Annotated in this window: 24 protein-coding genes; 12 read left to right on the forward strand and 12 right to left on the reverse strand. The window is 72.8% G+C overall.

The annotated features are described in order from the left end of the window. Positions 1-85 precede the first annotated feature (85 nt). Positions 86-1,381, forward strand: a complete 1,296-nt coding sequence (locus tag ACIPYS_RS20970) for a hypothetical protein (protein WP_400747948.1) — start codon at positions 86-88, stop codon at positions 1,379-1,381. 103 nt (positions 1,382-1,484) lie between these two features. Here the strand turns inward: ACIPYS_RS20970 and ACIPYS_RS20975 are convergent, their stop codons facing one another. The 4 genes from ACIPYS_RS20975 to ACIPYS_RS20990 all read right to left on the reverse strand — a co-directional run bounded on the left by ACIPYS_RS20975 (position 1,485) and on the right by ACIPYS_RS20990 (position 5,174). Continuing rightward, positions 1,485-2,513, reverse strand: a complete 1,029-nt coding sequence (locus ACIPYS_RS20975) for a hypothetical protein (RefSeq protein WP_400747950.1) — start codon at positions 2,511-2,513, stop codon at positions 1,485-1,487. 352 nt (positions 2,514-2,865) lie between these two features. Continuing rightward, on the reverse strand, positions 2,866-3,177 hold the full coding sequence (locus ACIPYS_RS20980) for a hypothetical protein (protein WP_400747952.1): 312 nt from the start codon (positions 3,175-3,177) through the stop codon (positions 2,866-2,868). Positions 3,178-3,475: 298 nt separating this feature from the next. Continuing rightward, on the reverse strand, positions 3,476-4,600 hold the full coding sequence (locus ACIPYS_RS20985; protein ID WP_400747954.1) for a DNA glycosylase AlkZ-like family protein: 1,125 nt from the start codon (positions 4,598-4,600) through the stop codon (positions 3,476-3,478). Then, entirely contained in the window at positions 4,593-5,174 is a 582-nt protein-coding gene (locus ACIPYS_RS20990; RefSeq protein WP_400747956.1) for a hypothetical protein, read from the reverse strand. The genes ACIPYS_RS20985 and ACIPYS_RS20990 overlap by 8 nt, the downstream gene beginning before the upstream one ends. Positions 5,175-5,842: 668 nt before the next feature. Between ACIPYS_RS20990 and ACIPYS_RS20995 the strand changes: the two genes are divergently transcribed. Then, positions 5,843-6,208 (forward strand): chaplin, encoded by a 366-nt coding sequence (locus ACIPYS_RS20995; protein ID WP_400747958.1) that lies wholly within the window; start codon positions 5,843-5,845, stop codon positions 6,206-6,208. Between the two features lie 565 nt (positions 6,209-6,773). On the opposite strand, the gene ACIPYS_RS21000 is transcribed toward ACIPYS_RS20995, so the two are convergent. The 3 genes from ACIPYS_RS21000 to ACIPYS_RS21010 form a co-directional block, all read right to left on the reverse strand. After that, positions 6,774-7,799, reverse strand: coding sequence for a hypothetical protein (locus ACIPYS_RS21000; RefSeq protein ID WP_400747960.1), 1,026 nt, complete (start codon positions 7,797-7,799; stop codon positions 6,774-6,776). Between the two features lie 113 nt (positions 7,800-7,912). After that, positions 7,913-8,335 carry a hypothetical protein gene (locus tag ACIPYS_RS21005; RefSeq protein ID WP_400747962.1) on the reverse strand — a complete coding sequence of 141 codons (423 nt, stop codon included), beginning with the start codon at positions 8,333-8,335 and terminating at the stop codon, positions 7,913-7,915. Between the two features lie 135 nt (positions 8,336-8,470). Beyond that, the gene (locus ACIPYS_RS21010) at positions 8,471-11,611 is read right to left on the reverse strand and encodes an amino acid adenylation domain-containing protein (protein WP_400747964.1); all 3,141 of its coding nucleotides are present in this window, start codon (positions 11,609-11,611) and stop codon (positions 8,471-8,473) included. Positions 11,612-12,017: 406 nt separating this feature from the next. Between ACIPYS_RS21010 and ACIPYS_RS21015 the strand changes: the two genes are divergently transcribed. Genes ACIPYS_RS21015 through ACIPYS_RS21025 form a run of 3 tightly spaced genes read left to right on the forward strand, consistent with a single transcriptional unit; the run spans position 12,018 to position 13,959 of the window. Further along, positions 12,018-12,329 carry a hypothetical protein gene (locus ACIPYS_RS21015; protein WP_400747965.1) on the forward strand — a complete coding sequence of 104 codons (312 nt, stop codon included), beginning with the start codon at positions 12,018-12,020 and terminating at the stop codon, positions 12,327-12,329. A gap of 5 nt (positions 12,330-12,334) precedes the next feature. After that, positions 12,335-13,498 carry a DUF6973 domain-containing protein gene (locus ACIPYS_RS21020; protein WP_400747967.1) on the forward strand — a complete coding sequence of 388 codons (1,164 nt, stop codon included), beginning with the start codon at positions 12,335-12,337 and terminating at the stop codon, positions 13,496-13,498. Further along, on the forward strand, positions 13,498-13,959 hold the full coding sequence (locus tag ACIPYS_RS21025) for a hypothetical protein (RefSeq protein ID WP_400747969.1): 462 nt from the start codon (positions 13,498-13,500) through the stop codon (positions 13,957-13,959). Before ACIPYS_RS21020 ends, ACIPYS_RS21025 begins: the two co-directional genes overlap by 1 nt. On the opposite strand, the gene ACIPYS_RS21030 is transcribed toward ACIPYS_RS21025, so the two are convergent. The 4 genes from ACIPYS_RS21030 to ACIPYS_RS21045 all read right to left on the reverse strand — a co-directional run bounded on the left by ACIPYS_RS21030 (position 13,953) and on the right by ACIPYS_RS21045 (position 16,717). After that, on the reverse strand, positions 13,953-14,588 hold the full coding sequence (locus ACIPYS_RS21030) for a hypothetical protein (RefSeq protein ID WP_400747971.1): 636 nt from the start codon (positions 14,586-14,588) through the stop codon (positions 13,953-13,955). The two genes, ACIPYS_RS21025 and ACIPYS_RS21030, sit on opposite strands and share 7 nt — an antisense overlap. Positions 14,589-14,902: 314 nt before the next feature. Further along, positions 14,903-15,430 (reverse strand): hypothetical protein, encoded by a 528-nt coding sequence (locus tag ACIPYS_RS21035; RefSeq protein WP_400747973.1) that lies wholly within the window; start codon positions 15,428-15,430, stop codon positions 14,903-14,905. 5 nt (positions 15,431-15,435) lie between these two features. Then, positions 15,436-15,948: a hypothetical protein gene (locus tag ACIPYS_RS21040; protein ID WP_400747974.1), complete on the reverse strand. Its 513-nt coding sequence runs from the start codon at positions 15,946-15,948 to the stop codon at positions 15,436-15,438. A gap of 88 nt (positions 15,949-16,036) precedes the next feature. Continuing rightward, a complete protein-coding gene (locus ACIPYS_RS21045) occupies positions 16,037-16,717 on the reverse strand; it encodes an HAD family hydrolase (protein ID WP_400747976.1) in 681 nt (226 codons plus the stop codon). 201 nt (positions 16,718-16,918) lie between these two features. Between ACIPYS_RS21045 and ACIPYS_RS21050 the strand changes: the two genes are divergently transcribed. From ACIPYS_RS21050 to ACIPYS_RS21070, 5 genes are all read left to right on the forward strand, one after another. Beyond that, positions 16,919-17,287 carry a CGNR zinc finger domain-containing protein gene (locus ACIPYS_RS21050; RefSeq protein WP_400748264.1) on the forward strand — a complete coding sequence of 123 codons (369 nt, stop codon included), beginning with the start codon at positions 16,919-16,921 and terminating at the stop codon, positions 17,285-17,287. 118 nt (positions 17,288-17,405) lie between these two features. Next, positions 17,406-18,881: an FAD-dependent monooxygenase gene (locus tag ACIPYS_RS21055; RefSeq protein WP_400747978.1), complete on the forward strand. Its 1,476-nt coding sequence runs from the start codon at positions 17,406-17,408 to the stop codon at positions 18,879-18,881. A 236-nt stretch (positions 18,882-19,117) separates the two neighbouring features. Beyond that, a complete protein-coding gene (locus ACIPYS_RS21060) occupies positions 19,118-20,062 on the forward strand; it encodes a ScbA/BarX family gamma-butyrolactone biosynthesis protein (protein WP_400747980.1) in 945 nt (314 codons plus the stop codon). Positions 20,063-20,079: 17 nt separating this feature from the next. Next, entirely contained in the window at positions 20,080-20,922 is an 843-nt protein-coding gene (locus ACIPYS_RS21065; protein WP_400747982.1) for an NAD(P)H-binding protein, read from the forward strand. A gap of 720 nt (positions 20,923-21,642) precedes the next feature. Beyond that, positions 21,643-22,266, forward strand: a complete 624-nt coding sequence (locus tag ACIPYS_RS21070) for a hypothetical protein (RefSeq protein ID WP_400747983.1) — start codon at positions 21,643-21,645, stop codon at positions 22,264-22,266. An 84-nt stretch (positions 22,267-22,350) separates the two neighbouring features. On the opposite strand, the gene ACIPYS_RS21075 is transcribed toward ACIPYS_RS21070, so the two are convergent. After that, on the reverse strand, positions 22,351-23,652 hold the full coding sequence (locus ACIPYS_RS21075; protein WP_400747985.1) for a hypothetical protein: 1,302 nt from the start codon (positions 23,650-23,652) through the stop codon (positions 22,351-22,353). A gap of 456 nt (positions 23,653-24,108) precedes the next feature. Between ACIPYS_RS21075 and ACIPYS_RS21080 the strand changes: the two genes are divergently transcribed. Continuing rightward, entirely contained in the window at positions 24,109-24,402 is a 294-nt protein-coding gene (locus ACIPYS_RS21080) for a polyprenyl synthetase (RefSeq protein WP_400747987.1), read from the forward strand. Further along, positions 24,392-25,447 carry a polyprenyl synthetase family protein gene (locus ACIPYS_RS21085; RefSeq protein WP_400747989.1) on the forward strand — a complete coding sequence of 352 codons (1,056 nt, stop codon included), beginning with the start codon at positions 24,392-24,394 and terminating at the stop codon, positions 25,445-25,447. Before ACIPYS_RS21080 ends, ACIPYS_RS21085 begins: the two co-directional genes overlap by 11 nt. The last annotated feature ends 43 nt before the right edge of the window (positions 25,448-25,490 follow it).

The following is a 25,490-nucleotide window of genomic DNA, read 5'->3' on the forward strand; positions in this document are numbered from 1 at the left end:
CAATGGACATATGGGTGAGGAGTGTGCGGGACGGGCAGCGCGGTCGAGGACGGGGCGGTCGAGGACGGGGCGCCGGGAGCGGCCCGTGCCCCGGCGCGTCGCCGCGGTCGTCGTCGTGGTGATCGCCGGTCTGGGCGCGCTGTTCTCGTGCGCCGTATCGGGCGGGCGGTCCACGGCGCACGCTGCGCCGACGGAGGCGGCGTCCGTGCCCAGCTGTGAGATCGGCGCGTACATGGCTGATCTGTACGATCTGGATCCCGCGAAGCGCGTCTTCTCCGCGCGGCTGTACCTGTGGTCCGTCTGTCCGGATCCGAAGCTGGACCCCCTGCCCGCGGCCGCGTTCACGAACGCGAGCAGTCCGGAGAAGGGCGATCCCGCGCTGACCTCCGAAGCGGGGAGGTTCCGGGACCTGATGCTGCTTCAGGGCACCTTCCGGCAGCCCTGGGACGTGCGGGCGTTTCCCTTCGACCGGCAGCGGATCGAGGTCGTGGTCACGGCGGCGGTGGAGAGCCGGCAGTTCGAGATGCTGCCGGACACGGCCAACTCCGCCTACAACAAGGAGATCCGCCCGGCCGGCTGGCGCATCACCGGCTTCCGGGTGACACCCGCGCAGCAGGACTTCCCCACCAACTTCGGTGACGCCACGCTGCCGCAGGGTGCCACCAGCACCTACAGCCGGATCCGGGTGGAGATCGATCTGGCGAGGGACGATCCCACGGTGTTCTGGAAGCTCACCGGGCCCCTGTTCCTCATGGTGCTCGTGGTCACCGCGACCTTCCTGCTGCCCGCCCACGCGGAGGGGCTGGGAATGGCGGAGCGGCTGGACTCGCTGCAGAGCCGCATGGGCATCCTCGGGGGCGGGCTGTTCGTGGTGATGCTGAACATGCAGGTCAACACGGTGGTGACCAGCACGGTCGGCCTGACCCTGATCGACTGGCTCCATCTGCTGACTCTCGCCTTCGTCCGCGGTCACCGCCGGCGTCCTCGCCCTGTCCTTCGTCAACGCCACGACCGCCTCCGCGGTCATCGGCGTCGTGATCATGCAGAACAAGGACGGCCAGAACGAGCGCGTTTGGAACCTGGCACCCCGGCAGTGCTACCGCGGCCTCGGTGCCCACACTCTGATCATCAACCGGACCGACAGGACCATCAATCTGTTCCCCGACGGCAACTGTCGGACGGACACCTTCAATCCCCTGCCGCCGCACATGTCCAAGCCGGACGAGACCGTCGGCAGCTTCAGGACCCAGTACTGACTCCTGTGCCACCCTGCCGGGTGAAGGGCCGGCCGAGTCCGGTCGGGCGAGGTGGGGTGGCCGTCCGGACGACAAGGTCTTCGCCGTCAGGATCGAGCAGGCGGGGACGGCCTCCCGCCCCCTGAGGGTCCGGCGCGGCCCTGCCGCCTGTGAATCGGCCGTGGGCGGTGGAGTCGGCGGCCCGGGGCAGCAGGGTGCGCGCGGAGCCCGGCGTCGGGCTCGGAATCATTAGGAGCGGCCGTCGGTCCCGCCGGGGGCCTGGTAGTTGCCGGCGGGTACGGTGGTGACGGTGCCGTCGTTGCCCTTCCCGCCCGTGCCGCCGGGGTGTCCGTCGCCGCCGTTGCCGCCCCGCACGTAGGCGGTGCCGGCGGTGTGGATGTCGATCGTGCGGTTGTTGCCGTCGGCGCCTTCGCCGCCGCCCCCGCCGTAGGTGTTGCCGGTCCGTCCGCCGCTGCCGCCGTTTCCGCCGAGGGCCCGGACGGCCTCGGTGCCGGCGACGCCCTTGTCAATGGTGATGTGGCCGTCGTTGCCGTGCCCGCCGTTGCCGCCCTCGCCGGTGGACTGCCCGTCGCCGCCGTCGCCCCCGACCGTCCGGACGGTGCTGCCGGTGCCGCTGCCGATGATGCGGTCGTTGTTGCCGTCGCCGCCGTGGCCGCCGTCGCAATCCTGGAATCCCGAGGCGTCGCCGCCCTTGCCGCCGTTGCCGCCGGTCACGGTAACGGTGCCGTGGGCACTGATGTGCCCGTCGTTGCCGATGCCCCCGCGTCCGCCGTCACCGCAGTTGCCCCAGGTGCTGTGGCGGGAGTCCTGGCCGTTCGCGCCGTTGCCGCCGATGACGGTCACGGTCTCGTTGCCGCCCCCGCCGTAGATCTCCCCGGTGTTCCCGGCCAGCCCCGGGGCACCGTCGGTGGCTCCCGAACCCCCCACCACGATGATCACGTCGTCGCCGCGTCCGGCGTTGATGGTGCCCCGGTTGCCGACCTCATACTGGGCCCCGCCCACGTTGACCTTGATGGTGTTGTTGCCACCGCCGCCGTTGACGGTGACCCCACGGGGGATCGCGGGGCAGATGATCTCGCTGTCGCCCTCGGTGCCGTTGATCGTCGAGCCGCTGACGGGGACTCCGTTGACCGTGCAGGTGATGGTCGCCGCGTGAGCCGGCGTCGCGCCGACGAGGCCCGTCGCGGCCACGGCCGACAGCAGCGGGAGGATCGCGGTGAGGCGGAGACGGCTGGGCAACACTGCTCTGCGCGACATGGGAAACCCTTTCCGGGGAGACCGCGGAGCCTCCGGACGGAAGCAGGGCTTCCCGCACCGGCCGGGCTCCGTGTGGACGGTGCCGGGGAGCGAATGCGGTCCCGGCGCCCGCAGTATCGGACACGACCGGTCCCTTCCGGGGCGACAGGCCCCCACCTACACCTCGTATCACCCGAAAGACCCTGCCAATTCCCACTGCGACCCGCAGCGGCGGTGGTGCATCGTGCGCAGGACGCCGTGGTGGTGTCCGACAGTTCGCTGCGCAGGTCGGCGGCACGAGCGGTGACGCCTGCCGCAACGCTGGAGCTCCGGACGGGGAAGGGCAAGGCCCACTCGGATGCCGCGCTGCCCGTTATCCTTCGATTCTCCTGCATTGTGTCCCGACCACGACGCCGAGTTCGGAGGTCGCGCTGGAGCAGCTGAACCGAGCGCCGGTGCGTCGGTCTTTGAGGTTGACGGGCATCAGGGAGGCCGGGACGCCGGGCTCGCAGTTCCCTCGCCCCGTGATCTCAACGATCGAGCCGTCGGGGAAGCGCCCCAGCAACTCGAGCCGGTCACAGCTGATGGTGGTCTCTGCCTGAGCGGGGGTGGCGGCAATGAGAGCGCTCGCGCCGCACAGTGCGAGGGTGGCGGCCGTCGCCGCAGCTTTGCGGATGGAAAGCATCTGAACCTCCTGTGTCGGGAAGGCGGTGTCGGACTCCATTTGACTGGCCGCCCAGCGTGATGATCGCATCACTGAAAGTCGCGCGCGACATGATGTCCGACCGCGCAGGCAGCAGAGCCGCCGTGCGGTGACCATGCGTTGCTCGGGCCCGGGGCAGGGCCCGGCTTCGCCCCGAGCGCCTGGTGCTGCCGGCGCCCGCTCCCTCCGGCGCGGCCGAGTCGCTCGGCCCGCGCCGGTTCCACCGGGATCTGAACCGGTCACAGCAGGTCACCGGCCCAGCTTGACAGGGTCATTGGATTCACGGGGTTGCTCCGGCGGGCGGCTGCGGCTGGTCGAGGGCGGGCACCTGGTCGGCGCCGCCCCACCGGCAGGCGGTGGCGAGGGCCCGTTCCAGGTGGGCGGGGTCGTGGCCGTCGGCGAGCTGGTGCCCTTCGACGACGGCGGTGCCCTTGCTGACGCGTACCGCGATGCGTCCGGCGATCGTGGTCCCGGCGAGGACCGGCATGCCGAAGTAGCCGCACTCCCGCTTGGCGGCGGGCTTGTACGCCTCCAGCAGGTACTCGACGCCGAAGAGGCGCCGCATGCGGGGGCGGTGCCAGAGGAGGGAGTCGAACGGGGACAGGGGCGTGCACAGGTCCGGGTCGGCCGGCGGGGCGCCGGCCGCCTCGCGGGACATCCAGGTGGGCTCCTCCCAGCCTTCCACGCGTACGGGTTCGGCGTCCTCCAGCGTGGCCAGGCACGCGGTGACCTTGCGGGGCGGCAGCCGGAAGTAGTCGGCGACGTCGTCCGCAGTGGCGACACCGAGTGCCCGCAGAGCAAGGCCGGCCAGTGCGCGCAGGCAGTGCGCGTCGTCCGGCTCGGCGTGCAGGAGTGCTGCGGGGACGACCAGTTCGGCCCGCTGGTAGACGCGCTGCCAGCGGCTGCGGCGCACGACGGCTGCCTCGCCGGTGGCCAGGAGCCATTCCAGGGCCCACTTGTCGGCCGAGGAGCGCTCCCTGCCGCTGCCCTGGGCACCGCCCAGGTCGGTGATGGTGACCGCGTCGCGCTCGGCCAGCACGGCCCGGACGTGGTCGACGGCGCTGGGGTCGACCACGGGGCCGGTCCATCCGTCGTCCGCGTAGCCCCGACGCCGGAAGGCGAACAGCGGCCACAGGCCGATCGGGATCAGGGACGCGGCGTGTGCCCAGTACTCGAAGAGCACGGGAGCGCCCGCCGCGCCGATGAGCCGACGGGCCTCCACGGCCGGGACGCCTCGCCCCAGCTGAACGAGTTCGTGGGAGCGTCGGACCACGCTGATCGTGTCGAGCTGGATGCGGCCCAGCCGGCGCAGTGTCTCCTCGGCGGTCGGCGGCGCCGACCCGCTGTGCAGGCCCTGCGTCGTCACGGCGATCATCCGGGCCTGGGACAAGGACAGTTCAAGCACGCGGCTCTCCCTCGGTACCTGGTTGCGCCGGCTCCCCGTAGGGGCTGCGGGCCTGGAGGGAGTCGGCGTGCGGGAGCACGATGCGGGCGGTCTCGCGGCCGCGGCTCAGGGTGAGGGGTGCGGTGGGCCGCAGCGGGATCTGGGCCAACCAGCCCAGGCACCACTCGACGGTGCCGACTCCGTTTGCCAGGAGGGTGTTCTCCCAGCCGCGTTCTGTCCTGAACCGGTACAGGTGCAGCCAGGAAATCTTCTCCACCGCCGGGTGCGACTTCTCCCGCTGCCACAGCTCGGTCCGGTTCACCGCCCGCCCGGCCGCCTCCGGTTCGTCGGCGCTGTTCGGCTCGGTCCGGTCGAGCGGGGTGAGCGAGACGTCGACGGGGCTTTGCACCCGCCATCCCGGTTCCTGTCCCATGCCCCACGGCGCGCAGTGCTCGGGCCGACGGTCCGCGCGTACGAAGCGGAAGCTTTCGCGCAGGACCTCGGCGTGCTCGCGGGTCTCCCGCCGGTCGACCTCGAACCGGCGCGGGGGGAGCGCCCACGGGTGGAGCTGGTGGAAACGAACCTCGATGGGCAAGAGCCCTCAACCTTTCACCAGGTGGGCAGGCCTGCGTCGGCCGTTGCCGACGGAGGCCTGCCGGGAGCCGGACACCGGATCGGTGTGCCGTGTCTACTTCGCGGCCGTCGGGGCCCGGCCGAGCCGGGCGGCCGCCTCGTTCAGCTCGCCCGCGTCGAACTCGACCTTCGTCGAGTCGAACACCGAGGCGCCGCACGGGCCGTAGCCGACCTTGAGCGATCGCGCGGCCGCCGGCTCCCGGAACCCCGAGCGATGTAGCCCGAGCCCCGGACGCACGCGTAGGCGAAGCCGCGGTCCTTGCTGATTCCCATGTGCCGCGGGTCCCGTCCGACGGCGACCCGGGTCGGCCCGGTACGGGACTCCAGGTCCACCACGGGCACCGTGGTGGAAACGGAGCCGCGCCCGCCGTGGGTGAACTTCACGCTCCCGCACCGCGCATTGCCGACGGCTGTCTCCTTCACCACCTCGTGCTCGGACGAACCGTTCATTCGGACGACCGAGATCTGACCGGAGTCGGTGTCGGTCGAGTAGATCTCCACACTCACGTCGCTGCCGCCAACCGTGGGCTGCCCGTCACCATCTGCGACAGGCGGGGTTGCTGAGCGACGCTAAGCGGCACCACAGGAAGAGGTCCACACTCAGTCGACCCCTTCGTCTCAATACGACCCTTGACATGCGCACGAATCAACAAGACCGCTGATCAAAAACGGTCTTGGGCACCCTCGGAGGCACGTCCACTATCCGGACAATGCGCCGGAGGGGAAGGCGAACTCAGCTACGACTACAACACCGGCCACCTGAACGTCGCCGAGGACCACCACGCCGCAGAGAACCTGTCCGATCCCCACGCGGCCTCGGGCAAGGCCAACCGCGCGGGCGCGACACACGGCGCGCTCGTCCTCAGCGGGAGAGGCATTCTCAGCGGCAACCAGGTACAGGTCCCCGTCCACATCCCGCTCAACGTCTGCGGAAGCTCGCTCAACTTCGTGGGCACGCTGAACCCGGTAACCGGCGTCAGCTGCCTCGCCGGCTGAGCCGACCCGCCCCGCGCGGGTGCCGATCAGCGGTCCGGTGCGGCCGCCGTCGGCCCGGACCGGGGTGATGCGCCAGTGCCGTGCGCGAAGCCGGGCCGGCAGCGTCCGGGCCGCGTCGCGGTCGGTGGCAGAAGCCGCGGTGACCAGCACCGACAGCAGCAGCCCGCAGGTGTCCACGAGGCACCGGCAACACATCGAGGACCACGGCCCGTTCGGCATCCGTCATGTCCGACGGGCGCTTCGGCCGCCTGTGCGGTCGGTCCGCCGCGTTCCCGGACCGGTGAGCGAGACACGCACTCACGGGCAACCGAGTCGGAACCCACGGGCGCGAGAGCGTACAGCTGCGGCAACAGCCTCCTGGCGTGCTCACGGTCTCGACGACCTCGAGCTGAACCAGGGGCCCTGTCTTCATGCCCGGCACGCGGCAGAATCACCCGACCGATCCGCACCGGTCGGACCCACGTCGCCCAAGACCGCTACGACAACGGCGTCTCAGAGCGTGACGGCACCCGTCCCGATGAGCGGGTCAGACGGGCCTGTTCGGGATTGTCGGGGCGCTGCGAGGTCAGGTGGTGCTTGCGCCGTCGTTGCCGCCGGGGGCTTCGTAGCCTTCGGGGGCCGTGATGCTGCCCTTGTGGGTGTTGCCCTTTCCGCCCTTTCCGGCGGGCTGGCCGTTGCCGCCGTCGCCGCCCTTCACGTAGCCCTTCCCGGCTTTGTCGATGTCGATCTTGCTGTTGTTGCCGTTGCCGCCGTTGCCCCCGCCGCCGAGGTAGCCGGTGTCCCCGCGGCTGCCGCCGTTGCCGCCGTGTCCGCCGGTGGCGCGGACCGCGATGCTGTTCTGGGCGCCGTTCTCGATGGTGATGTGGCCGTTGTTCCCGTTGCCGCCGTCGCCGCCCTCTCCGGATTGGATGCCGAGGCCGCCGGCTCCCCCGAGGGCTTCCACGACGCTGCCGGGGCCTGTGCCGATGATGCGGTCAGCGTTGCCGTCGCCGCCGTCGCCACCGTCACAGTCCTCCTTCTTCCCCGTCCGGTCCGCGCCCCGGGCGCCCGCGCCTCCGGTCACGGAGATGCTGCCGTGGGCGCTGATGCGCCCGTCGTTGCCGGCTCCGCCCTTTCCGCCGCTCTGGCAGGTGAGGCCACTGCCGGGCGCTCCGGCCCTTCCTTCGCCCCCCGTCACGACGATGGTGTCGCTGCTGTCACTGCCGCCGTAGATCTCGCCGGTATTACCGGCGGCGCCGGCGGCGCCGGGACGGTTGCCGTCACCGCCCCGCACGATGATGGTGTCGTTACCGGTCCCGCCGTTGATCTCGCCCCGGTTGCCGATCTTGCCCGGCCGGGCTGTGACGGTGATCTTGTCGTTCCCGCCTCGAGCATTGATCACAGCGCCGCGGGGGATCTCGCTGCAGATGAATTCGTTGTCGCCGTCCGTGCCGTTGATGGTTGAGCCATGGACCGATTGACCGTCGACCGTACAGACCGCCTCGGCGGCGAACGCGGGCGTCGCGGTGACCGCGGTCACCGACACGACGACCGGAAGGGCCGACAGCAGGACCCTGCATGCTCGGCGCACCGGAGCAGGCGTGTTCGACATGGGACTGTCCATTTCTTTCAGATATTGGAGGCCGACACCGCGCGGGCACCTGCGTGGTCAAGGTGAGTGCTCATAGTGGCGTGCCAGTGGCCGTTCGAGTATTCGGCCTCACGTCAGACAGTTCGTGGTCGACACGCACCCGGACCTGTCGCCTCACTCGGATGCTTCGAACCGACAGGCATCCGGCCCGGACCGCCGCCGCCCCGCTGTGGAGGAGCGCGAACCGGGCGACCTGGCCGCACGCAGTACAGGTCGCGCAGCCGCTCCGGGGCGCCCGGATCGGCGTGGACGAGTGCAACTTCCACCTCCTGCCCGACGTAGGTGGTGCGCGGGCAGGCGGGCACGTCCACTTCGAAGAGGTCCCGCTCGACCAGCAGGTCCCGGTAGTGGACGTGGATCTGCCGGTCCTCCACGAGGACCCGCTGCCGGTGGACGATCCGCGCGGTGGGCTCCAGCCGGACCAGAACCTGATCGGCCGGGCAGCCGCGCACGCAGTCCGGTTTGAGCAGCACCACGCTCCAGCGGGACCAGTCCACGCGGGAGGTCGGGGTGGCCGATCCCGTCCAGGTCGCCGGTCTCGAACACCGGCAGGAAGGCGCGCTTGCTGTCCTTGTCGGCCCGCAGCACCAACGCGCGGTCGAACGGGGGCCCGCCTCACGCCCCGGCCCGCCTCACGCCCCGATCCGGCGCTGCGGCTCCTGGACGGCCGCGCGGAGCAGCTCCACCAGCTCCGCGGCCAGCCCGTCGGCCGTCGCCGGGTCGAACAGGTCGGCGCGGTACTCCAGCTCACCGGCCAGGCCCAGCGGCTCGCGCCCGGGGCCGAGGTGTTCGGTGAAGGAGAAGGTCAGGTCGAACTTGGCGGTGCCGGTGCTCCGTCCCGAGGCCGTCACCGCCAGTCCGGGTACCGCGGGCAGTGGCGCTGGTTCGACCTGGAAGGCCAGCAGCACCTGGAAGACCGGCTGACGGTCCGTGGTCCGGGGCGGATTGACCAGGCCGACCAGCCGCTCGAACGGGGTGTCCTGGTGGTCCAGTGCCGCCAGGTCGGCCTGTCTGACCCGGGAGAGCAGCTCCGCGAAGTCCGGGTCCCCGCCGGTGTCGGTGCGCAGCGGCACGGTGTTGACGAAGTGCCCGACCACCTCGGCGAGCGCCGGGTCGGGCCGTCCGGCGACCACGGTGCCCACCACGATGTCGGTCCCCGCGCCCCGGCGGGTCAGCAGGGCGGCCAGCGCGGTGTGCACCAGCATGAACGGCGTGGCGCCGTGCCGTCGGGCGGCCGCCACCAGCTCGGCGTGGCCGGCGGCGTCCACCGCGAAGGGCAGCACGGCGCCGGGGCCGGAGTCCGCGCCGGGGCGCGGTCGGTCGCCCGGCACCGTCACCAGGGCGGGCGCGCCGTCCAGGGTCCGGCGCCAGAACTCCTCGCCGCCGTCTGGCGCGCCGTGCTGCTGCCAGAGCGCGAAGTCCGCGTACTGGACGGGCAGCGGCGGCCACGTCGGGGCCCGGCCGGCCAGCCGGGCCCGGTAGGCGGAGAGCAGGTCACGGGCCAGCAGGTCCACCGACCAGCCGTCGGCGGCGCTGTGGTGCAGCAGCAGCACCAGGGTGTGCCGGTGCGGGCCGTGCGACAGCAGCTCGGCGCGCAGCGGGGCGTCCGCCGCCAGGTCGAAGACCGCCAGCACGGCTTCGTCCAGCGCCCGCGCCAGCCCGTCCTCCGGTACGGTGCGAAGGACCGGCTCCAGCGGCAGTTCACCGGGCCGGTGCACCCGTTGGTGGGGGACGCCCAGGTCGTCGGGGAGTGTGGTGCGCAGCGCTTCGTGGCGCTCCGTCAGGTCGTCGAGCGCGGCCCGCAGCGCCTCCCGGTCGAGCGGGCCCTCGAAGCGCAGCAGCAGCGGCAGGTTGTAGAGCGGGCCGGGTCCGTTCAACTGGTCGAGGTACCACAGGCCGTGCTGGGCGGGGGTGAGCGGAATCCGGTCCGGCCGCGGTCGGGCGGTCAGTGGCGGTCCGGCCGGTCGGGCGTTGCCGGCCAGGGCCGCGAGGGCGGCGGGGGAGGGGTGCTCGAAGAGGTCGCGCGGGCCGAGCCGGCGGCCGAACCGGACGCGGGCCTCGCCGGTCAGCCGGGCCGCGAGCAGCGAGGTGCCGCCCAGGTCGAAGAAGCTCTGCTCCGGTCCGACCGCCGGCAGGTCCAGCAGTTCGGCGAACAGCGCGCAGAGCGCCGCCTCGTTCCGGTCGGCCGGGGCCCGGCCGACCGGGGCCGCGCCGGGGCCGGGCGGCTCGGGCAGCGCCCGCCGGTCGAGCTTGCCGTTGGGGGCCAGGGGCAGCCGGTCCAGCCAGAGCAGGGCGGCGGGCACCATGTAGCCGGGCAGCCGGGCCGAGGCGGTGGCCCTGACCCGGTCGGTGGCGGCCGGCCCTGCGCCGGGCGCGGCCACCAGGTAGCCGACCAGCCGCTGCCGTTCGGGGCCGTCCCCGCGCACGGCCGCCGCGGCCCGGCTCACGGCGGGATCGGCCAGCAACGCGGCCTCGACCTCGCCCAGTTCGATCCGGAAGCCGCGCACCTTCACCTGGTCGTCGCACCGCCCGCGGTACTCCAGGTCGCCGTCGGGGCGCAGCCGGACGAGGTCCCCGGTGCGGTACATCCTCCCGCCGGGCGGTCCGGCGGGGTCGGGCAGGAACCGCTCGGCGGTCAGCCCGGGGCGGGCCAGGTAGCCGGTGGCGAGCGTGGGGCCGCTCAGGTACAGCTCGCCGTCCTCGCCCGGCGGCACCGGGCGAAGCCGTGTGTCCAGCACCTGGGCGGTGGTGCCGGGCAGCGGTGTGCCGATCGGGGGCGGGCCGTCGCCGGGGGTGACGGGGGCGGTGAGGGACCAGATGGTGGTCTCGGTGGGTCCGTAGAGGTTGACCGGTGAGGTGCCGGCCGCCATCAGCCGGTCGGCCAGGTCGCGCGGCAGCGCCTCGCCGCCGACCAGTGCCCGTAGGCCGCGGAGCCGGGCCGGGCGCTCGTTCAGCAGCCCGTACCAGAGGGCCGGGGTGCCCTGCACCACGGTCACCGCGGCGGCGGCGATCAGTTCGGCGAGGGCGGCCGGGTCGCCCACCTGCCGGTCGTCGGCGAGCACGACGCAGGCGCCGGCGGTGAGGGCGCCGAACAGCTCCAGCCCGGCGATGTCGAAGGCGATCGTGGTGGCGGCGAGCACCCGGTCGCCGGGGCCGATGCCGAGCCGCCGGACCAGGGTGCGCAGCGCCGTGCCGTAGGCGCCGCGGGAGATCACCACGCCCTTGGGGCGCCCGGTGGAGCCGGAGGTGTAGAGCACGTAGGCGGGCGTCCGCGGGTGGGCGTCCGGGCGGTGCGGTCCCGGGGCGCCGGGCGCGGCGGCCTCGTCACTCGCGGCGGGTCCGGCGGGATCGTCACTCGTGGCCGGATCGTCGCTCCCGTCGTCGAGCCGCAGGACGGGCCCGCTCCACGGCAGTTCGGTCCCCGCCGTGCTCAGCAGCAGGACGGGCGCCGACTCGGTGAGGATCCCGGCGAGCCGGTCGGCCGGGTAGCGCGGGTCCAGCGGCAGGTAGGCCGCGCCGGCCTTGAGGACGGCGAGCAGCGCCACCACCAGCCCCGGCCCGCGGGCGGCCGCCACGGCGACGAGGTCGCCCGGCCGCACCCCGGCGCGGTGCAACCGCGCGGCCCACTCCTCGGCCCGCCGGTCGAGCTCCCGGTAGTCGATCTCCTCCCGCACCCCCCGGGCATCCGCCAGCACCAGCGCCGGTTCGGCGCCCCTGGTCCGGGCCAGCGCCTCGATCAGCGCCACCACGTCGTCCTCGTCGATACCGGTCACATTTCCCCCACCCATCACGGCATATGACATGTGAAACAGTACACCCGCCACCTCCTTCGCGGCCGAAGTTCCGGCGGCTGCTCCGGGCGAGCTGGAGGCGGGGGAGGGGCCCGGCTGCCTGCGCGCCCGACGCTCCGGCCCGACACATGCTCTTCGGTGCCGAACCCGACGTCGCTCCGGCGGCTCTCGGCCGACTCGGCGCTCCGCCCGCCCGGTGTGCCCGCCGGCCGTCTCGACTTCCCTTGGGCGTCAACTGTCCTTCGACGCCGCCACCGAGGCGGCCCGTGCTGATGGAGCGTCAAGCACGTTGGCAGGTGGCCGTTTCGTGGGAACCGCGATGTTGCGTCGTTCGTCTCCTCTGGCGCACACTCCGCAGAACGACTCGACACGAGGAGTAACAGTGGGCGTGACCGACCTGAACGGGAGTACCGTCCGCGTCGACCCGCAGGCGTTGGCGGGGGCGGGCAAGATCGCACTGGACTTCCGGCAGATCGTGCTGGCGACCTCGGGAACGCTGGAGACCGCGGCCAACAGCGCCGCCGGCGGCCTGTCGGGCTGGCAGACCGCCTCCGTGCTGACCCGGTTGGCCCAGGTGTGGGAGAAGCAGTCGGACGCGCTCGCGGAGCGGCTCGGCCGCACCGGCGGGAACCTGGAGGCCACCGCCCAGCAGTACCGTTCGACCGAGGCCGCCAACCGGACCGCCTTCGAGGGGCAGTGAGCGCGATGCTGACCGTCGATCAGGTCCGTGACGCCAGGACCGGCCCGCTGCGGTCGGCCGGGCAGGGCTGGTTCACCCAGTCCCGCTTCCTCGCCGCGCTGGCCGCCCGCTACCGCACGGAGGTCGCCGACGCGACGGCCCGGAGCGGCTGGGCGGGGCCGGCGGCCGATGCCGCGCGGGCCGCGATGGCCGACGACCAGCGGCAGTTGGACGCGGCCCAGCGGGAAGCGGCGGCGCTCGCCACCGCACTGACCACCGCCGCGGCCGAGTTCGAGGCCGCTCAGCAGGCCCTGGTCCAGGCTCTGGACGACGCCGCCCGCCTGGGCGTGAACGTGACTCCGGACGGCGGGGTGAACTGGCCGGAGTCCATGCGCAACGATCCCGACACGCGGTCCGGAGAGCTCCCGGAGAAGGCCCGCGAGGTACACGGGCGGATCAACGACGCCCTGCGGAGGGCCACCGCGGCCGACCAGGCGGCCTGCCAGGACATCATCGACGACCTGGGCATCCACGAGGACGCGTTCAACGCCACCGCTCACGACGGCCGCCGGGCCGACCCGGGCACCATCCTGGCCGGCTACCAGGTCAAGGACGATCCGCACGGCACGGTCAAGTACCCGGACGCGATCACCGCCTGGGTGCTCGGCATCGACCGGCAGAAGATCACCGCGAGCGAGGCGGTCATGCTGGACGGGCTCACCGTCTTCGCCCGGATGGATTTCTCGGACATCAGGGACAAGGCCTTCGACGTCTCGGGCGAGAAGTTCTCCCCCGTCAACGGCGAGAACGACAGCCATCGGGACGCGTTCCGGCACGCGTACTGGAACGCGCTGATGACGAAGCGCTTCGGCGAGGACTGGGCCAAGCGCTATGCGAGCGCGCACGAGCAGTTGCCGGGGAATCCCGGTGACCGGGAAGCCATGGACCTCTTCAACAACGAGGTCGGCCGCCGGATCGCCGCGGCGAATCCGCACGCCTCGGACCAGGAGCTCGAGCGTCTGGTGGAGGAGGCCGTGCGGCGCGGTGACACGGTGGTGATCAAGCCGGAGGGCGGCGCCCTGGCCTACAGCGACCAGGTCGAGGACGGCCGGACCGGAAAGAGCAACAACAAGCCGTTCGAGGGCAAGGGTCAGGACCCGGGCGGAGTGCCGTCGGGGCTGAAGTCCTGATGGCGGCCCGCCGCGTTCCGGCCCCGGTGCTCACCGGACTGCTCTCAGCCGTGCTCGCCGGGGCGCCGGTGGCCGGGTGCGCCGCGGGCGAGGAGCCGGTGCGGGCCGTGATCAGTGCGGAACTGGACCGGGAGCTGGAGGCGTTGGGGCCGTCCGGCCCGGGGGAGGTGACGCTGACGTCACCGGGTGGCCTCGACTGGGACACGGTGTACGTGTTCGGTCGCGGCACCCGGGACAAGGAGATCTCGAAGGTGGTCGGCGACCCGGTGCACTGGGAGGAACAGGACGTCAGTCGGTCGTCGTCCGAGCTGATGGTCTTCGTGGCCGGGGGTGAGGCCGTCGGTGCCTACGAGATCGCCGTCGGGTTCGGCCGGGCCGACTACCGGCGGCCGCTGCACCGGGAGGTGCGGCTGGCGACCGCCACCGGGACCGACGCCGCGGTCCGCGTGGTCGGTCAGTAGGGATCGACGGCGGGGGATCGGCAGCGGGGGATCGGCCGGTGGGGGGCCGACCGACGCCCTTCGGTCGGGGTCGGCTCGGACCGGCCACTACTGGATGCTCCAGCGGTGCGGGTGGTCCGGGTCGGTGAGGCAGGCGAAGAGGTGAGCTCGCCGTGGCGGCCCACGACGACCTCGGTGGGTGTGGCGTGCTGACGGGCGAGCAGGTCCCGCTCCTCCAGCGGCTTCCAGCCGCCGCTGCCGCCGTCCCACTCCGAGCTGTCGACGGTCAGCAACAGGTGCATCGGCGTCCGGCAGGTGTGGCAGTCCATGGGGTACGGGTCGGTGGCGTGCCAGGAGGCGAAGCCGCCGACCCGCCAGCCCGGCGGGATCGACAGGTCGTACTGGTAGCGGACCGGTTCGGCTCCGTCGTCGTCCGCGGACCGCTCGGCCTCCTCCTCAAGTGCTCTCTCCCAGGCATCGATCCGGGTGCACAGGTCCTCGGGCAGGAGGCCGGCGAAGTCGTCCTCCGTCGCGGCCGGGCCCGCAAGGGCGATCCGGCGCAGCGCATGCGGAACGTCCTCCACCGGCCAGCTCGGGTGGGAGGTCTCAAGCCCGTCCCCGACCACTGCGTCCAACGCTTCCAGCGACATTCCCACCGTCGTCGTCCCGTCCGCCAGTACCTCGCCGTGCTCTTCTCGACCGTCATCGTCAGGGAAGGCTGCCTTCCTGTCGCCCGGAATTCGCGCCGTCCTCCGTACGGGGCACAGCTCGGTCCGGAGCGCGGCGGCAGTCGTGGCCGGACAGCCGACGGAGTGCCCGCCACGGGCACCGGCCACCGGGACCGGGGCGCGCCGCACCGGATCGTCAGTGCCGCATCACCGCGCCGGAACAGCGCGCGGCCGATCTCACCGGTGAACTCGCGGAGCGCGACGAAGAACTCCGGGCCGTCCCCTGGTCAGTCGGCTCAACACGGGCCTCCGGCCTCGGCCACGGGTGCGGCGGGACAGCGATCACTTCCTACCGCACCCGCAGCGACGAGCTGGAACGCCTGCATGCCGTCCATGGGGGTGCCATCGGGATGCAGCCCGAATGCTGCCGCCAGAACGGTTGGGAGATCGGCTTCGGGGACAGCGGCGCGCAGCTCGGCGAGGACATCGGGAAAGTCGACGTCCTCGATGAAGCCCAGATACTCCTGGCGCAAGCGGTGGATGACCTCCACCAGCTCGGGCCTCAGCCGCATCCAGGCGCGGGACGTCCGGATCTCCTCCGCGACCTGGTCCATGAACCAGCGCATGACCTGGTACGGGATGTCCAGGTGCTGTCCTCGGGGATCGAAGCACACCGTCGGCTCGCGCGTCGGGTCCTCGTCGGGGATGACCGCGGTCATCACGGCCCGTTGCTCCCGGACGAGGTCCAGCTCCAGGTGCCAGGCGTCCTCGGACACGGAGTACATCGCGGTGATCGCGTAGTCGCGGCTGGGGTGTACGACCATCGTTCTCAGGCCTTCCGGTCGATCGGCGGTGTGGTGCGGACCTCGGCGTCCGGGGCCGGCCGCAGGCCGGCCGTGGCGACGTAGTCGGTGAGGTCGATCCGGCCGCCGTCGGTTCCGTCGTCCCAGCTGGTCCAGAGCCTCGACTCCTCGCCGTCCCAGGAGCCGACGTCCTCGCTCGGATGCTGCTCGACAGTCCCTTTGCCGTGACGGTACCGCAGGTACAGGTAATGGCCCCTGGCCGTCCAAGCGGCCCACTGCGACGGGCAACCCCCAGAAGTCTGCACCACGCGCGTGAGAGTCACATCCTCGTGCAGGTGGGCCTCGACAGCGCCCGGATGCCGGTCGTGGGCGACGAGGAGATCGTCCACGAGACTGAGCAGGCGGACGCTGCCGCCTGGGAACTGGAGCGTGAGGCCGGCTGTGAAGCCGACCGCCGTCGTTGTAGTCGATCTCCCGCACCGATCGGCTCGGCTGTCCGACGAATCGGTCAGCGGAACATCCGGCGAATCGTCGATCACCCGCCGATGCTCGCGCCCGGCTGCGCAAGTCTGGAGGGCGTCATACAGCGCGGTCTGCTGCGCGGAACGGTTGAGGATCCGCGGCACGCTATGCGCACGTGGCGTCCCGGCTCCCCCTGGACACATACGCGCCGAAGACAGAGAGATCGAGATCCTTGAGGGACTCCAGCACCAGAGTGGCAATCGCAAAGCGAGGATCGCAGCGATCAGCGGCCTCGGGAACGGCGACGACCGTCATCCGGGCCGACACGCCGGCGAGGACGCCGTTGAGGGAGTCCTCGATCACAATGCATTCGCCGGGTGAGGCGCCGAGGGCGGCGGCTGCGCGGAGATAGGCGCCCGGGTGGGGTTTGCCGTGTTCGTCGTCCTCGGCCGAGAACACGGCATCGAAGGATCGGACCAGGCCGGTGCTCGCGAGCGCGGCCCGAATCACCGACTCCGGCGAGGACGACACGACGGCCATCGCCCTCGATGCACGCGCACACGCCGCGACGGCGTGTTCGGCGCCGGGTTTCAGCGCCACTCCCTCCAACCTACGGCACACGGCGGCCACGATCTGCTGCTCGACGTCGTAGGGGTCGGCTCGAAGGGCGGCCCGATCGAACCAGTAGGCCACCATGTCCCTTTGCCGAAGCCCGCGCGTGGCCGCCTGCATCTCCGTTGTGAGGTGCAGGCCGAGCGGACCGAACACTTCACGCTTTGCCGCGTCCCAGATCGGCTCGGAGTCGATCAGAAGGCCGTCCAGGTCGAACAGGACAATCGGTTGCATCGGTTGCTCTTTCGTTGGCGATCACGCGAGGACGAGACGATTCGCTGCCCCGCCGTGCACGAGCAGATGCTAGTGCGGTCGATGACGATGCTCATGAGCCGCCGGCCGACGCGGCGGCGAGCGTGAACCGTCCCGGGGTGGGCTCGTCAGCCCAGCCCAGCCCAGCCCAGCCCAGCCCAGCCCCGGTCGGCCGGCCGCTTCATCGTCGACCGAACTCCTTTTCGCCCACCGCGCGCCTACGGCGACCTCTCCCGCAACGGCACCCTCAGGCACTGCTCCACCGCCTGCCGGCACCGCGTCAAGTCCGCCGCCCACCGCGGCCGCCGCCCACCGGGCCCGCACCGCACACCGTCGCTCGGGCCGACCGCCGCGAGCGATGGGGGAGCGTCAGCCCAACCCGCCGGAGGCGAGGAGCGGAGGGGCGGTGGGTCGCGTCGCAGTGCGCGCCCGGGGGCACTTGGCCCAACAGCCGGCAGGCCCGGCCGGCGGGGCCCCACCCCGCCCCGTGCCCCCCAGGTCACGCACGGTCCCACCCCCGCGCACGGCCGTACTACGGTACTGCTGTACTAGATTCGATCATGACGGCAGAACGGGACTCCCGGAGAAAGCCGGGCGGACCGGCCGGAGCCCCACGAGGGAACGCCCCGGAACCGCCGCACCCATCGACCGGCGGAGGACCGAGACTGCCATGCGCACTACTACGCACACCGACATAGTCGTCGTCGGAGGCGGGCCGGTCGGCATGCTGACAGCCGCCGAGCTGGGGGCGTACGGGATCGACGTCGTGGTGCTGGAGGAGCAGAGCGCGACCCCCGTCCAGCCCAAGGCCGGGACCGTCCACGCCAGGGCCGTGCAGGCGCTGGCCCGGCGCGGCTACCTCGGACTGCCCCGGCTCTCCGACGCCCCGGTGACCGAGCAGTTCCACTTCGCCGGAATGCCCGGCCTGACGATCACGGTTCCCGCCCGCGAGCCGGAACCCGTCCTCAAGCGCGCACAGGCCGATCTGGAGCGGGAGTTCGAGGAACGGGCCCGTGATCGCGGAGTGACCGTGCTGCGCGGCCACCGGGTGACCGCGCTGCGCCAGGGGCACGACGGGGTCGAGGTGGTGGCCGAGGGGCCGGGGGGCACGCACACGTACAGTGCCGGCTTCGTGGTGGGGGCCGACGGCGCGCGCAGCGTCGTACGCCGGGAGGCCGGCTTCGCCGAGGACACCCACCCCGCGACGGTCTCGGCGATCATGGGTCTGGTCCGGCTGACCGAGCCCGACAAGGCACCGCGGGGCTGGTCGCGCACCGAGCGCGGCTGGGTCGTCGCGAAGCCCGTTCACGACGGGCACACCCTCGTCCGCACACTCGACTGCAGCGGGCCCCATCCCCACCGGCGCACGCAGGTGACCGTGCGGGAACTGCAGGACGAGGCGTCCAGGATCGCCGGGTACGACATCCCGATGGAGGACCCGCTCGCCCTGACCCGGTTCAGCGACTTCACCCGGCTGGTGCGCCACTACCGCAAGGACCGGGTGTTCCTGGCGGGCGACGCCGCGCACGTCCACTTCCCGATCGGGGGGCAGGGGTTGAGCACCGGACTGGTCGACGCGCTCAACCTGGGCTGGAAGCTCGCCCACGCCGTGCGCGGAACAGCGGGCGAGGGGCTGCTCGACACGTACGACGACGAGCGCAGGCCGGCCGCGCAGCGGGTCATCGACAACACCCGCGTCCAGCTGACGCTGATGCGACCCGACCCCGGATTCGACCCGCTGCGCGCGATGGTCGCCGAGCTGCTGACGCTGGAACAGGCCCGTGGACACATGGGGGACTTGATCAGCGCTCAGGAGACGGTGTACCCGGTCCGCTCGGGCTTCGCCTCCCGGTGGGAGGGGCGGTTCCTGGAGAACGTCCCGGTGCGGGAGGGCGCGGACCCGCAGGACGTCACGGGGCTGCTGTCCGACGGCCGGCCGCTGCTTCTCCTGTCCGGCGAGCGGGCCGTGGCCCACGGCAGGTCGGCCCGGGGCTGGGCCCATGTGCTGAACACCGTTGCCGCGTCACCGGATGCCGCCCTCCCGTGCGAGGCGATGCTGGTGCGTCCTGACGGCCACATTGCCTGGGCGCCGGATGCGGGCGACCTCACCGACGCGCTGCGCCGGTGGTTCGGCGAGCCCCGATAGCCGCCGGCGGGCCGCAGTCCGGTCGGCGCCCGTCGGGGCGCTGCCGGGGCGGCCCGTACGGTCCTTCCGCCGTGCTCGGTCCGGCAGGTCCTGCCTCGTCACGCCGCCCCTTCCCGGCTGTGAGCTGGGTCTCTTCATTGAGCAATGACCCGATCAGTGCATAAGATCATCTGCCTGGTTTGGATCTTGTTCCGGAAGCGGCTCTCCTGCCGCCGGCGGAACCCACGGGGGAGTTCATGAACACGACGACGACCGACACGGGAATCGACACCGGAATCGACCGGGCGCCCGGCGCGCCGGTTCCCGCATCGCTGGCTCAGCTGCACCGCGCCAGGGAGGCCGACGCCTTCCCGGTCAGCTGGGCACGGACCGGGGACGACCACTACGCGGTGGTCGCCAGGTGGCCCGACACGCACCCCTACTTCGTACCGGTGCACGGGCACCGCTTCGATCCACTGCTCGTCACCGAGACCATGCGTCAGGCCACCCTGCTCGTACTGCACGCCGGGTACGGCGTTCCCCTGGGCCACCACTTCCTCCTGACGGAGCTGCAGTTCTCCTGCCGATCGGACCGGCTCGCCATCGTGGACGGCCCGGCGGAGGTGGAGGTGCAGGTGGTCTGCTCGGAGCTGAAGTGGGCCCAGGGGCACGTCTCCCATCTCAAGGTCGACATGGTCGTCCACCGTGCCGGGTCGGCCGTGGCCACGGGCTCCATCCTGGGGCGGATCGTCGGCCCGGAGACCTACCGCCGGATACGGGGCGACCGAGGCGTCCCGGGATTCGAGGTCCCGGGGACGCCTCCGGTGACCGCCGGGCTCGTCGGCCGGTCGAACCCGGAGGACGTCCTGCTCTCGTCCACCCCGCAGGACCGGCTGTGGCAGCTGCGGGTCGACACCGGGCACCCGGTCCTGTTCCAGGGCGAGAAGGACCACGTCCCCGGGATGCTGCTGCTCGAGGCAGCCAGGCAGGCGGCCGAACTGGCCACGCCCTCCCAGCCGTTCGTCCCCTCCTCGGGACGCATGACCTTCCAGCGCTACGCGGAGTTCGGCACCCCCTGCTGGATAGAAGCCGACGCACTGGCCACCTCGCGCGCCGGAACCACCGGCATCACCGTCACGGGGAGCCAGGACGGCAGCGCGGTGTTCCGCGCCGAGCTCTCCGCGGACCTTCCCGCCTGCTGACGAACGGAGACGCACACATGATCCTGGTCACCGGCGCAACCGGCACGACAGGGCGGGAGGTCGCCCGCCTGCTGGCCCCCGGCCACCCGCTGCGCATCCTCACCAGGCGGCCCGAACTCGTCACCGCCCAAGGGCCCGCCGTCACCGTGGTCCGCGGCGGCTTCACGGACCCGGAGAGCCTCCACCGGGCACTGACCGGAGTCCGCGCCGCCTTCCTGGTCACCAACCGGGTGGCGGAGGAGGACGACGCCCGGTTCATCGACGCGGCCCGGGCCTGCGGCGTACGGCATGTGGTCAAACTCTCCGCGGCCGCCGTGGAGGATCCGGAGGCGGACGACCTCATCACCCGCTGGCAGCGCGAGAACGAGCGGGCCCTGCGGGAATCGGGCCTCGCGTGGACCTTGCTGCGCCCCCGGTCCTTCATGTCCAACACCTTGTCGTGGGCACGGGCCGTCCGTACCGAGGGCGTCGTGCGTGCGCTCCACGGGGACTCCCTCAACGCCTGCGTGGACCCGCGGGACGTCGCCGAGGTGGCGGTGCACGCTCTGACGCAGGACGGGCAGGAAGGCCGCGTCCACGCGCTCTCCGGTCCCGAGGCGGTCACCGCGCGCGAACAGACCGCCGTGCTCTCGAAGGTGCTGGGGCGCCCCCTGCGCTTCGAGGAACTCGGGCCGGAGCAGGCCCGCGCCGCACTGCTCGACCGCTACCCCGAGGCGATCGTCGAAGCGCTCCTGCAGAGCGCGGAGCGCCAGAAGGCCGGCGCGAAAGCACGGGTGGACTCCGCGGTGCCCGCGCTGCTGGGACGCCCCTCACGGCCCTTCGGGACCTGGGCGGCGGACCACGCGCAGGCGTTCGCCTGACCGTTCCGCGGGGCAGCGCAGGGCCGGACCGCCGGGCCGGACCGCCGGGCAGTACGGCGGGCAGTACGGAGGGGCTGTGCGGCGGGCTGCACGGCGGGCCGGGTCCTCGGCCCGCCGTACGGCCACGCCGTCCGTCCGGGCTGCGGCCACCGGTGAATGCGTGGCTGGGTCGGGGTGTTGGCCCATGCGCTGCGCCCGGCCCGCCTTGACGAGCCGCTCCGGAGTCGCGCGGACCGTGTTGTCGGTGTTGTCGGTGTTGTCGGCCCCGAACGCCGCGGACGCCTCGCCCGCCCGCGCCGGCCTACCGGCCGTGGCCAGGCTGCCGATTGGACTCCTTCAACGAGCGCTTCGAATGCGGTCTGGGCCGGATCCTCGGGAGCGGTTGAGCGGTTGAGCGACTCCAAGGACTCCCGCCGGACGGTCCCTGCAGTGGGCGGCCGAAAGCTCAGTTCTCCCTCAGACGTGCTGTCAGCTGACCTCGGCCGTGCTTTGCTTGTCATGTCGTCACCAGTGGAGTGATTCGATCGACCGCTGCCTCGCCGTCGTCCGTGCCGTCCGTATCCGCAGCAACTGCCGGACCAGCACGAACCGGGCCACCGTGAGTGCGCAGGAGCGCCGCTCCGAGGGCCGCATTGCCCAGCGGCGCCGGACCGGCGTGCGGCCACCACGAGGCCGTACCCCGCACCACCACCGCACCCACCCGCCCGCCACAGGAGACCGATGAACCGCCGCACCGCACCGGCCCTGCTCGCGGCCCTCGCGACCGTGACCCTCCTGGCCGCCTGCACGAACGACGAACCCGCCGGCGAAGCCCGGTCCTCCGTGCAGGCCGCCGCGTGCACCAGCGAGTACCACGCCCCGGACGGCACGCTGCTGCGCCCGGAGAGGGTCTGGCCCCAGGCCCCCTACAGCCGCTCCGAGGCCTCGCTCACCCTGTCGGCGGGCTGCCCTGGCGCGCCCGCCGCCCCGTCCGCCTCCTGCGACCCGGCGCAGTTCCCGTGGAGTGCCCCCGACGAGCTGCGGGCCGCCCGCCTGCGCGCCGCCGGTGTGCAGACCTGGATCACATCGACGATCACCGGCGGCGGCGCCGGCCAGGGCCTCACCCAGCAGGTTCTCGGACTCGCCCCGGCCCAGGTGCCCGCCGCGCTGGACCGCTACCGTGACCACCTCGTCCAGTGCGGCGCGACCACCGTCACCGAGAGCGACGGACACCCGCAGGTCCTCCTGCTCGAGGAGAAGGCCGAGCCGAAACTCCTCGTCGACCTCACGAACGACCGGATCACCGCACTCACCCCGGCCGGGGAGGGCTGGACCAGGCAGCAACTGCTGCAGATCCAGCACTGAGGCCGGTGACGGCTACGAGCCGGCGTCGAAGCCCGGGGCCCGCAAGGTCCGCAAGGTCCGGCCCCGCGACGGCCCTGCGGGCCGCTACTGCCGGTACTCCAGGACCGCCGCGCCGCCGGTTCCCGCGGGCGCGAGGGCTGCGGCGGCGGTCACCGCCCCCGTCCCGAAGTCGTACCGGAGGACCAGCAGCCGAGGCGTGCGGCCGAGTTTGTCCGCGCCCTGCGAGACCACCGCGTACGCGGCCCGCTGGTCGGGGGCGACCGCGATCGGCTCCAGCGCGTCGTCGCTGCCCGCGAGTTCCTTCGGCACCGGGCCGAGCGTGCGCACGGCGGCCTTGGGGTGGGCGGGGTCGGCGGTGTCGAGGGTGACCACGGCGGGCTGGCGGGTGCTGCCGACGAAGAGCTCGTTCGGGCCCGCGAAGTCCCTCGGCTGGAAGAGGCCGCTCCCCGTCACCTCGGCCACCGGATTGGTCTCCAGGGTGGCGACCGGTCCGACGTGGAGACCGCGCGAGGCGTCGACGAAGACCGCCAGTGAACCGTCCGGCCGGGCTGCGGCCTGCTTCGCCACCCCGGGCGGCACCATCCGGCCGCCGACGAAGCCCGGCGCGCTCGGGGGCTGGAGCCCGGGGACGTCGAGCGACCGGGCGCCGGTCCCGTCCGGCTTGACCGCGCGCAGCTTGAACGAGGTCGAGGAGGACGTGCCGCTCCAGTGCACGACGTCGCCGCTCACCGGGTCGACGACGGCGCCGTCCTGGCGCACGCCGGGTGTCCCGCCGACACCGGAGATGTCCTTGAGGTCCGTCGGCCCGCCGGGGCCGAGCAGCGACAGGTGCGGATCGCCGCTGTCCACCGGGGTCTTGAAGTTGAAGGCCGTCCTGCCGACCATGCCGGAGTAGTCCCGGGTGAACCCGTAGCGAGTGAAGCAGCCGGGGCCGACCGTGCTCCCCGGCACCGCGCTGCCGTCGCCGAGGACGAAGGTCCGCAGGCGGGCCAGCCGGCCGTCGGGGGCCAGTGTCAGGACGACGCAACCGGCGTCCTTCTTGCCCGCGTTGACGGACTGTGCGATCACCAGCCCCTTGACCTCGGTGGTCGTGGGCAGCGACGCCACGTCGACCACGGCCGGGACCGTCACCGGCGCGGGAACGCCCGGCGCGCTCGACGACGCGCTCCCGCCGGCCGTCGCGCTCGCCGTGCCGGACGGCTTGCCGGAGGCCGTCACCGCCGGAGTGCCGGTGCTCGCGCCGGCGCTCGTGCTCGCGTCAGCGCTGGTGCTCGTCGCGGGCGCCGCGTCACTGTCGCCCCCACCGCAGGCCGTGACCGTCGTCGCGGCCAGCGCCACCATCACCGCGACCGCACCGAACCGCCCGAACCGTACGGATTCCCGCATGTCCCACCCCTGCTCTTCGCTCGCCCCTGGCCCCCGTGGCAGTCACGCTAACGGTCGCCGTGCCCGCCCCGCGTCCGCTCCGGGGGACCGCGACCGGCCGGACACCTGACCGTTGCCCCGCGATGACATTCCCGAGCGCAGCCCGTTCTCCGCCGGAGTCCGGCGGCGCCCCGCCGGCGGAAGCGGCGGCAACTGCGGGCCCGCGTCCCTCGGTGCTCCCGGCGCCCTCGGTGTCCTCGTCGTTCGTGCGTGCGGCCGTCGGGACCCGGCCTCAGCCCCGGCCCCGGCGCCGCACGCCCACGGGATCCGGCCGCCCGCCGCAGGGCGCAAGCCAGTTCGCCCGTCACTCGATGGTGTAACAAGGCTGCTGGGTGCGGTAGTTGTGCGGTTACCTTGAGTCGGCGGTGCCGCGTGCCGGCGGGTGCCGCCTTCGGTCGACAGTGCGAGGGGATCGGGATGGCATCGACTCCGGACAGCGAGGGCCCGGACCAGCGGGCGCTGTTGCTCGTGGCGGGACTGGCGGACCTGGCGGTCAGTACCGCCGTGAGCACCATCGGTTCGGCCGTCGGGACGGTGCAGCAGTTGCTGCGGCGGTCCGACGGGCCCGAGCTCGCACGGGACGCCCAGCAGGATCTGATGGCCCGCGGCCGGATCGCGCTGGACCGCGTCGGCTCCGCTCCGCCGGCCCACCTCGAACTGCTGGCCCGGCAGGTGGTCGCGCGACAGGAGGCGCCGCCCGGTGACGCCTGACGAGTGGGACCCGAGCGGTTTCAAGGACCGTGTCGACGGCCTGTTGGACGACTACCTGGCCGACGAGGCCGAGCTGTTGCTCGCGATCGACGACGCCCTGGAGCCGGTGGCCGAGCAGTTGCGGGCGGCCGCGAGGCACGGCAAGCGGCTGCGGGCGGCCTTCTGCTACTGGGGGTGGCGCGCCGGCGGACAGCCCGACAACGACGCCCTGCTGCGGGCGGCCGCCTCGATGGAGCTCGTCCACGCCGCGGCCACCGTGCACGACGACCTCATCGACGACAGCCCGCTGCGCCACAATCTGCCCACCGCCCACGTCTCGCTCCGGGCACCCCTCGCGGGGCGACGGGGGGCGTACGGCGCCGCCCGCGCGCTGGCGATGCTGGTCGGCGACCACCTGATGGCGCTGGCGGGGCAGCTCTTCGCCGACAGCGGCCTGCCCGCCGCCTATCTGGCCAGGGCCCGGCCGGTGTGGGGGGACCTCGCGCGCGACCTGGTCGCCGGCGAGTGCCTGGAGATCCTGGCCACCGGGGCCCGCCCGGACCCCGAGGTGTCCCTGAAGGTCGTCCGCCACAAGACGGCCAAGTACACCGTCGAGCAGCCCCTGCTCATCGGCGCCCTGCTCGCGGGCGCCTCCCCGGACCTGCGCGTCGCCCTGTCCGCCTACGGCCTCCCGCTGGGCGAGGCGTTCCAGCTGCGCGACGACCTGCTCGGTCTCTTCGGCGAGCCGGAGCGCACCGGAAAGGAGGGCCTGGACGACATCCGCACCCACCGGCCCACCGCGCTGCTGGCCGTGACCTGGCAGGCCGCCGTTCCCGCGCAGCGCGAGCACCTGGCCGGTGTGCTGGGCCGCGGTGACCTGGACGAGCGGCACCTGCGGGAGGTGCGCGAGCTGATGGTGGCGCTGAAGGCCCCGGAGCAGGTGGAGGACATGATCGCCGCCCGGGTCCGGGACGCCGTCGGTCACCTGGGCGGCCTCGGCATCCCTCCGCAGGCGCGCCGGGCCCTGACCACGCTCGCGTCCTCCGCCACCGACCGCCGCCACTGACCGCCGCCACTGACTGCTGCCCGCCGTCCCCGACCCGACCGAC

Source organism: Kitasatospora sp. NPDC089913 (genome assembly GCF_044748625.1).
Classification (GTDB): Bacteria; Actinomycetota; Actinomycetes; order Streptomycetales; family Streptomycetaceae; genus Kitasatospora.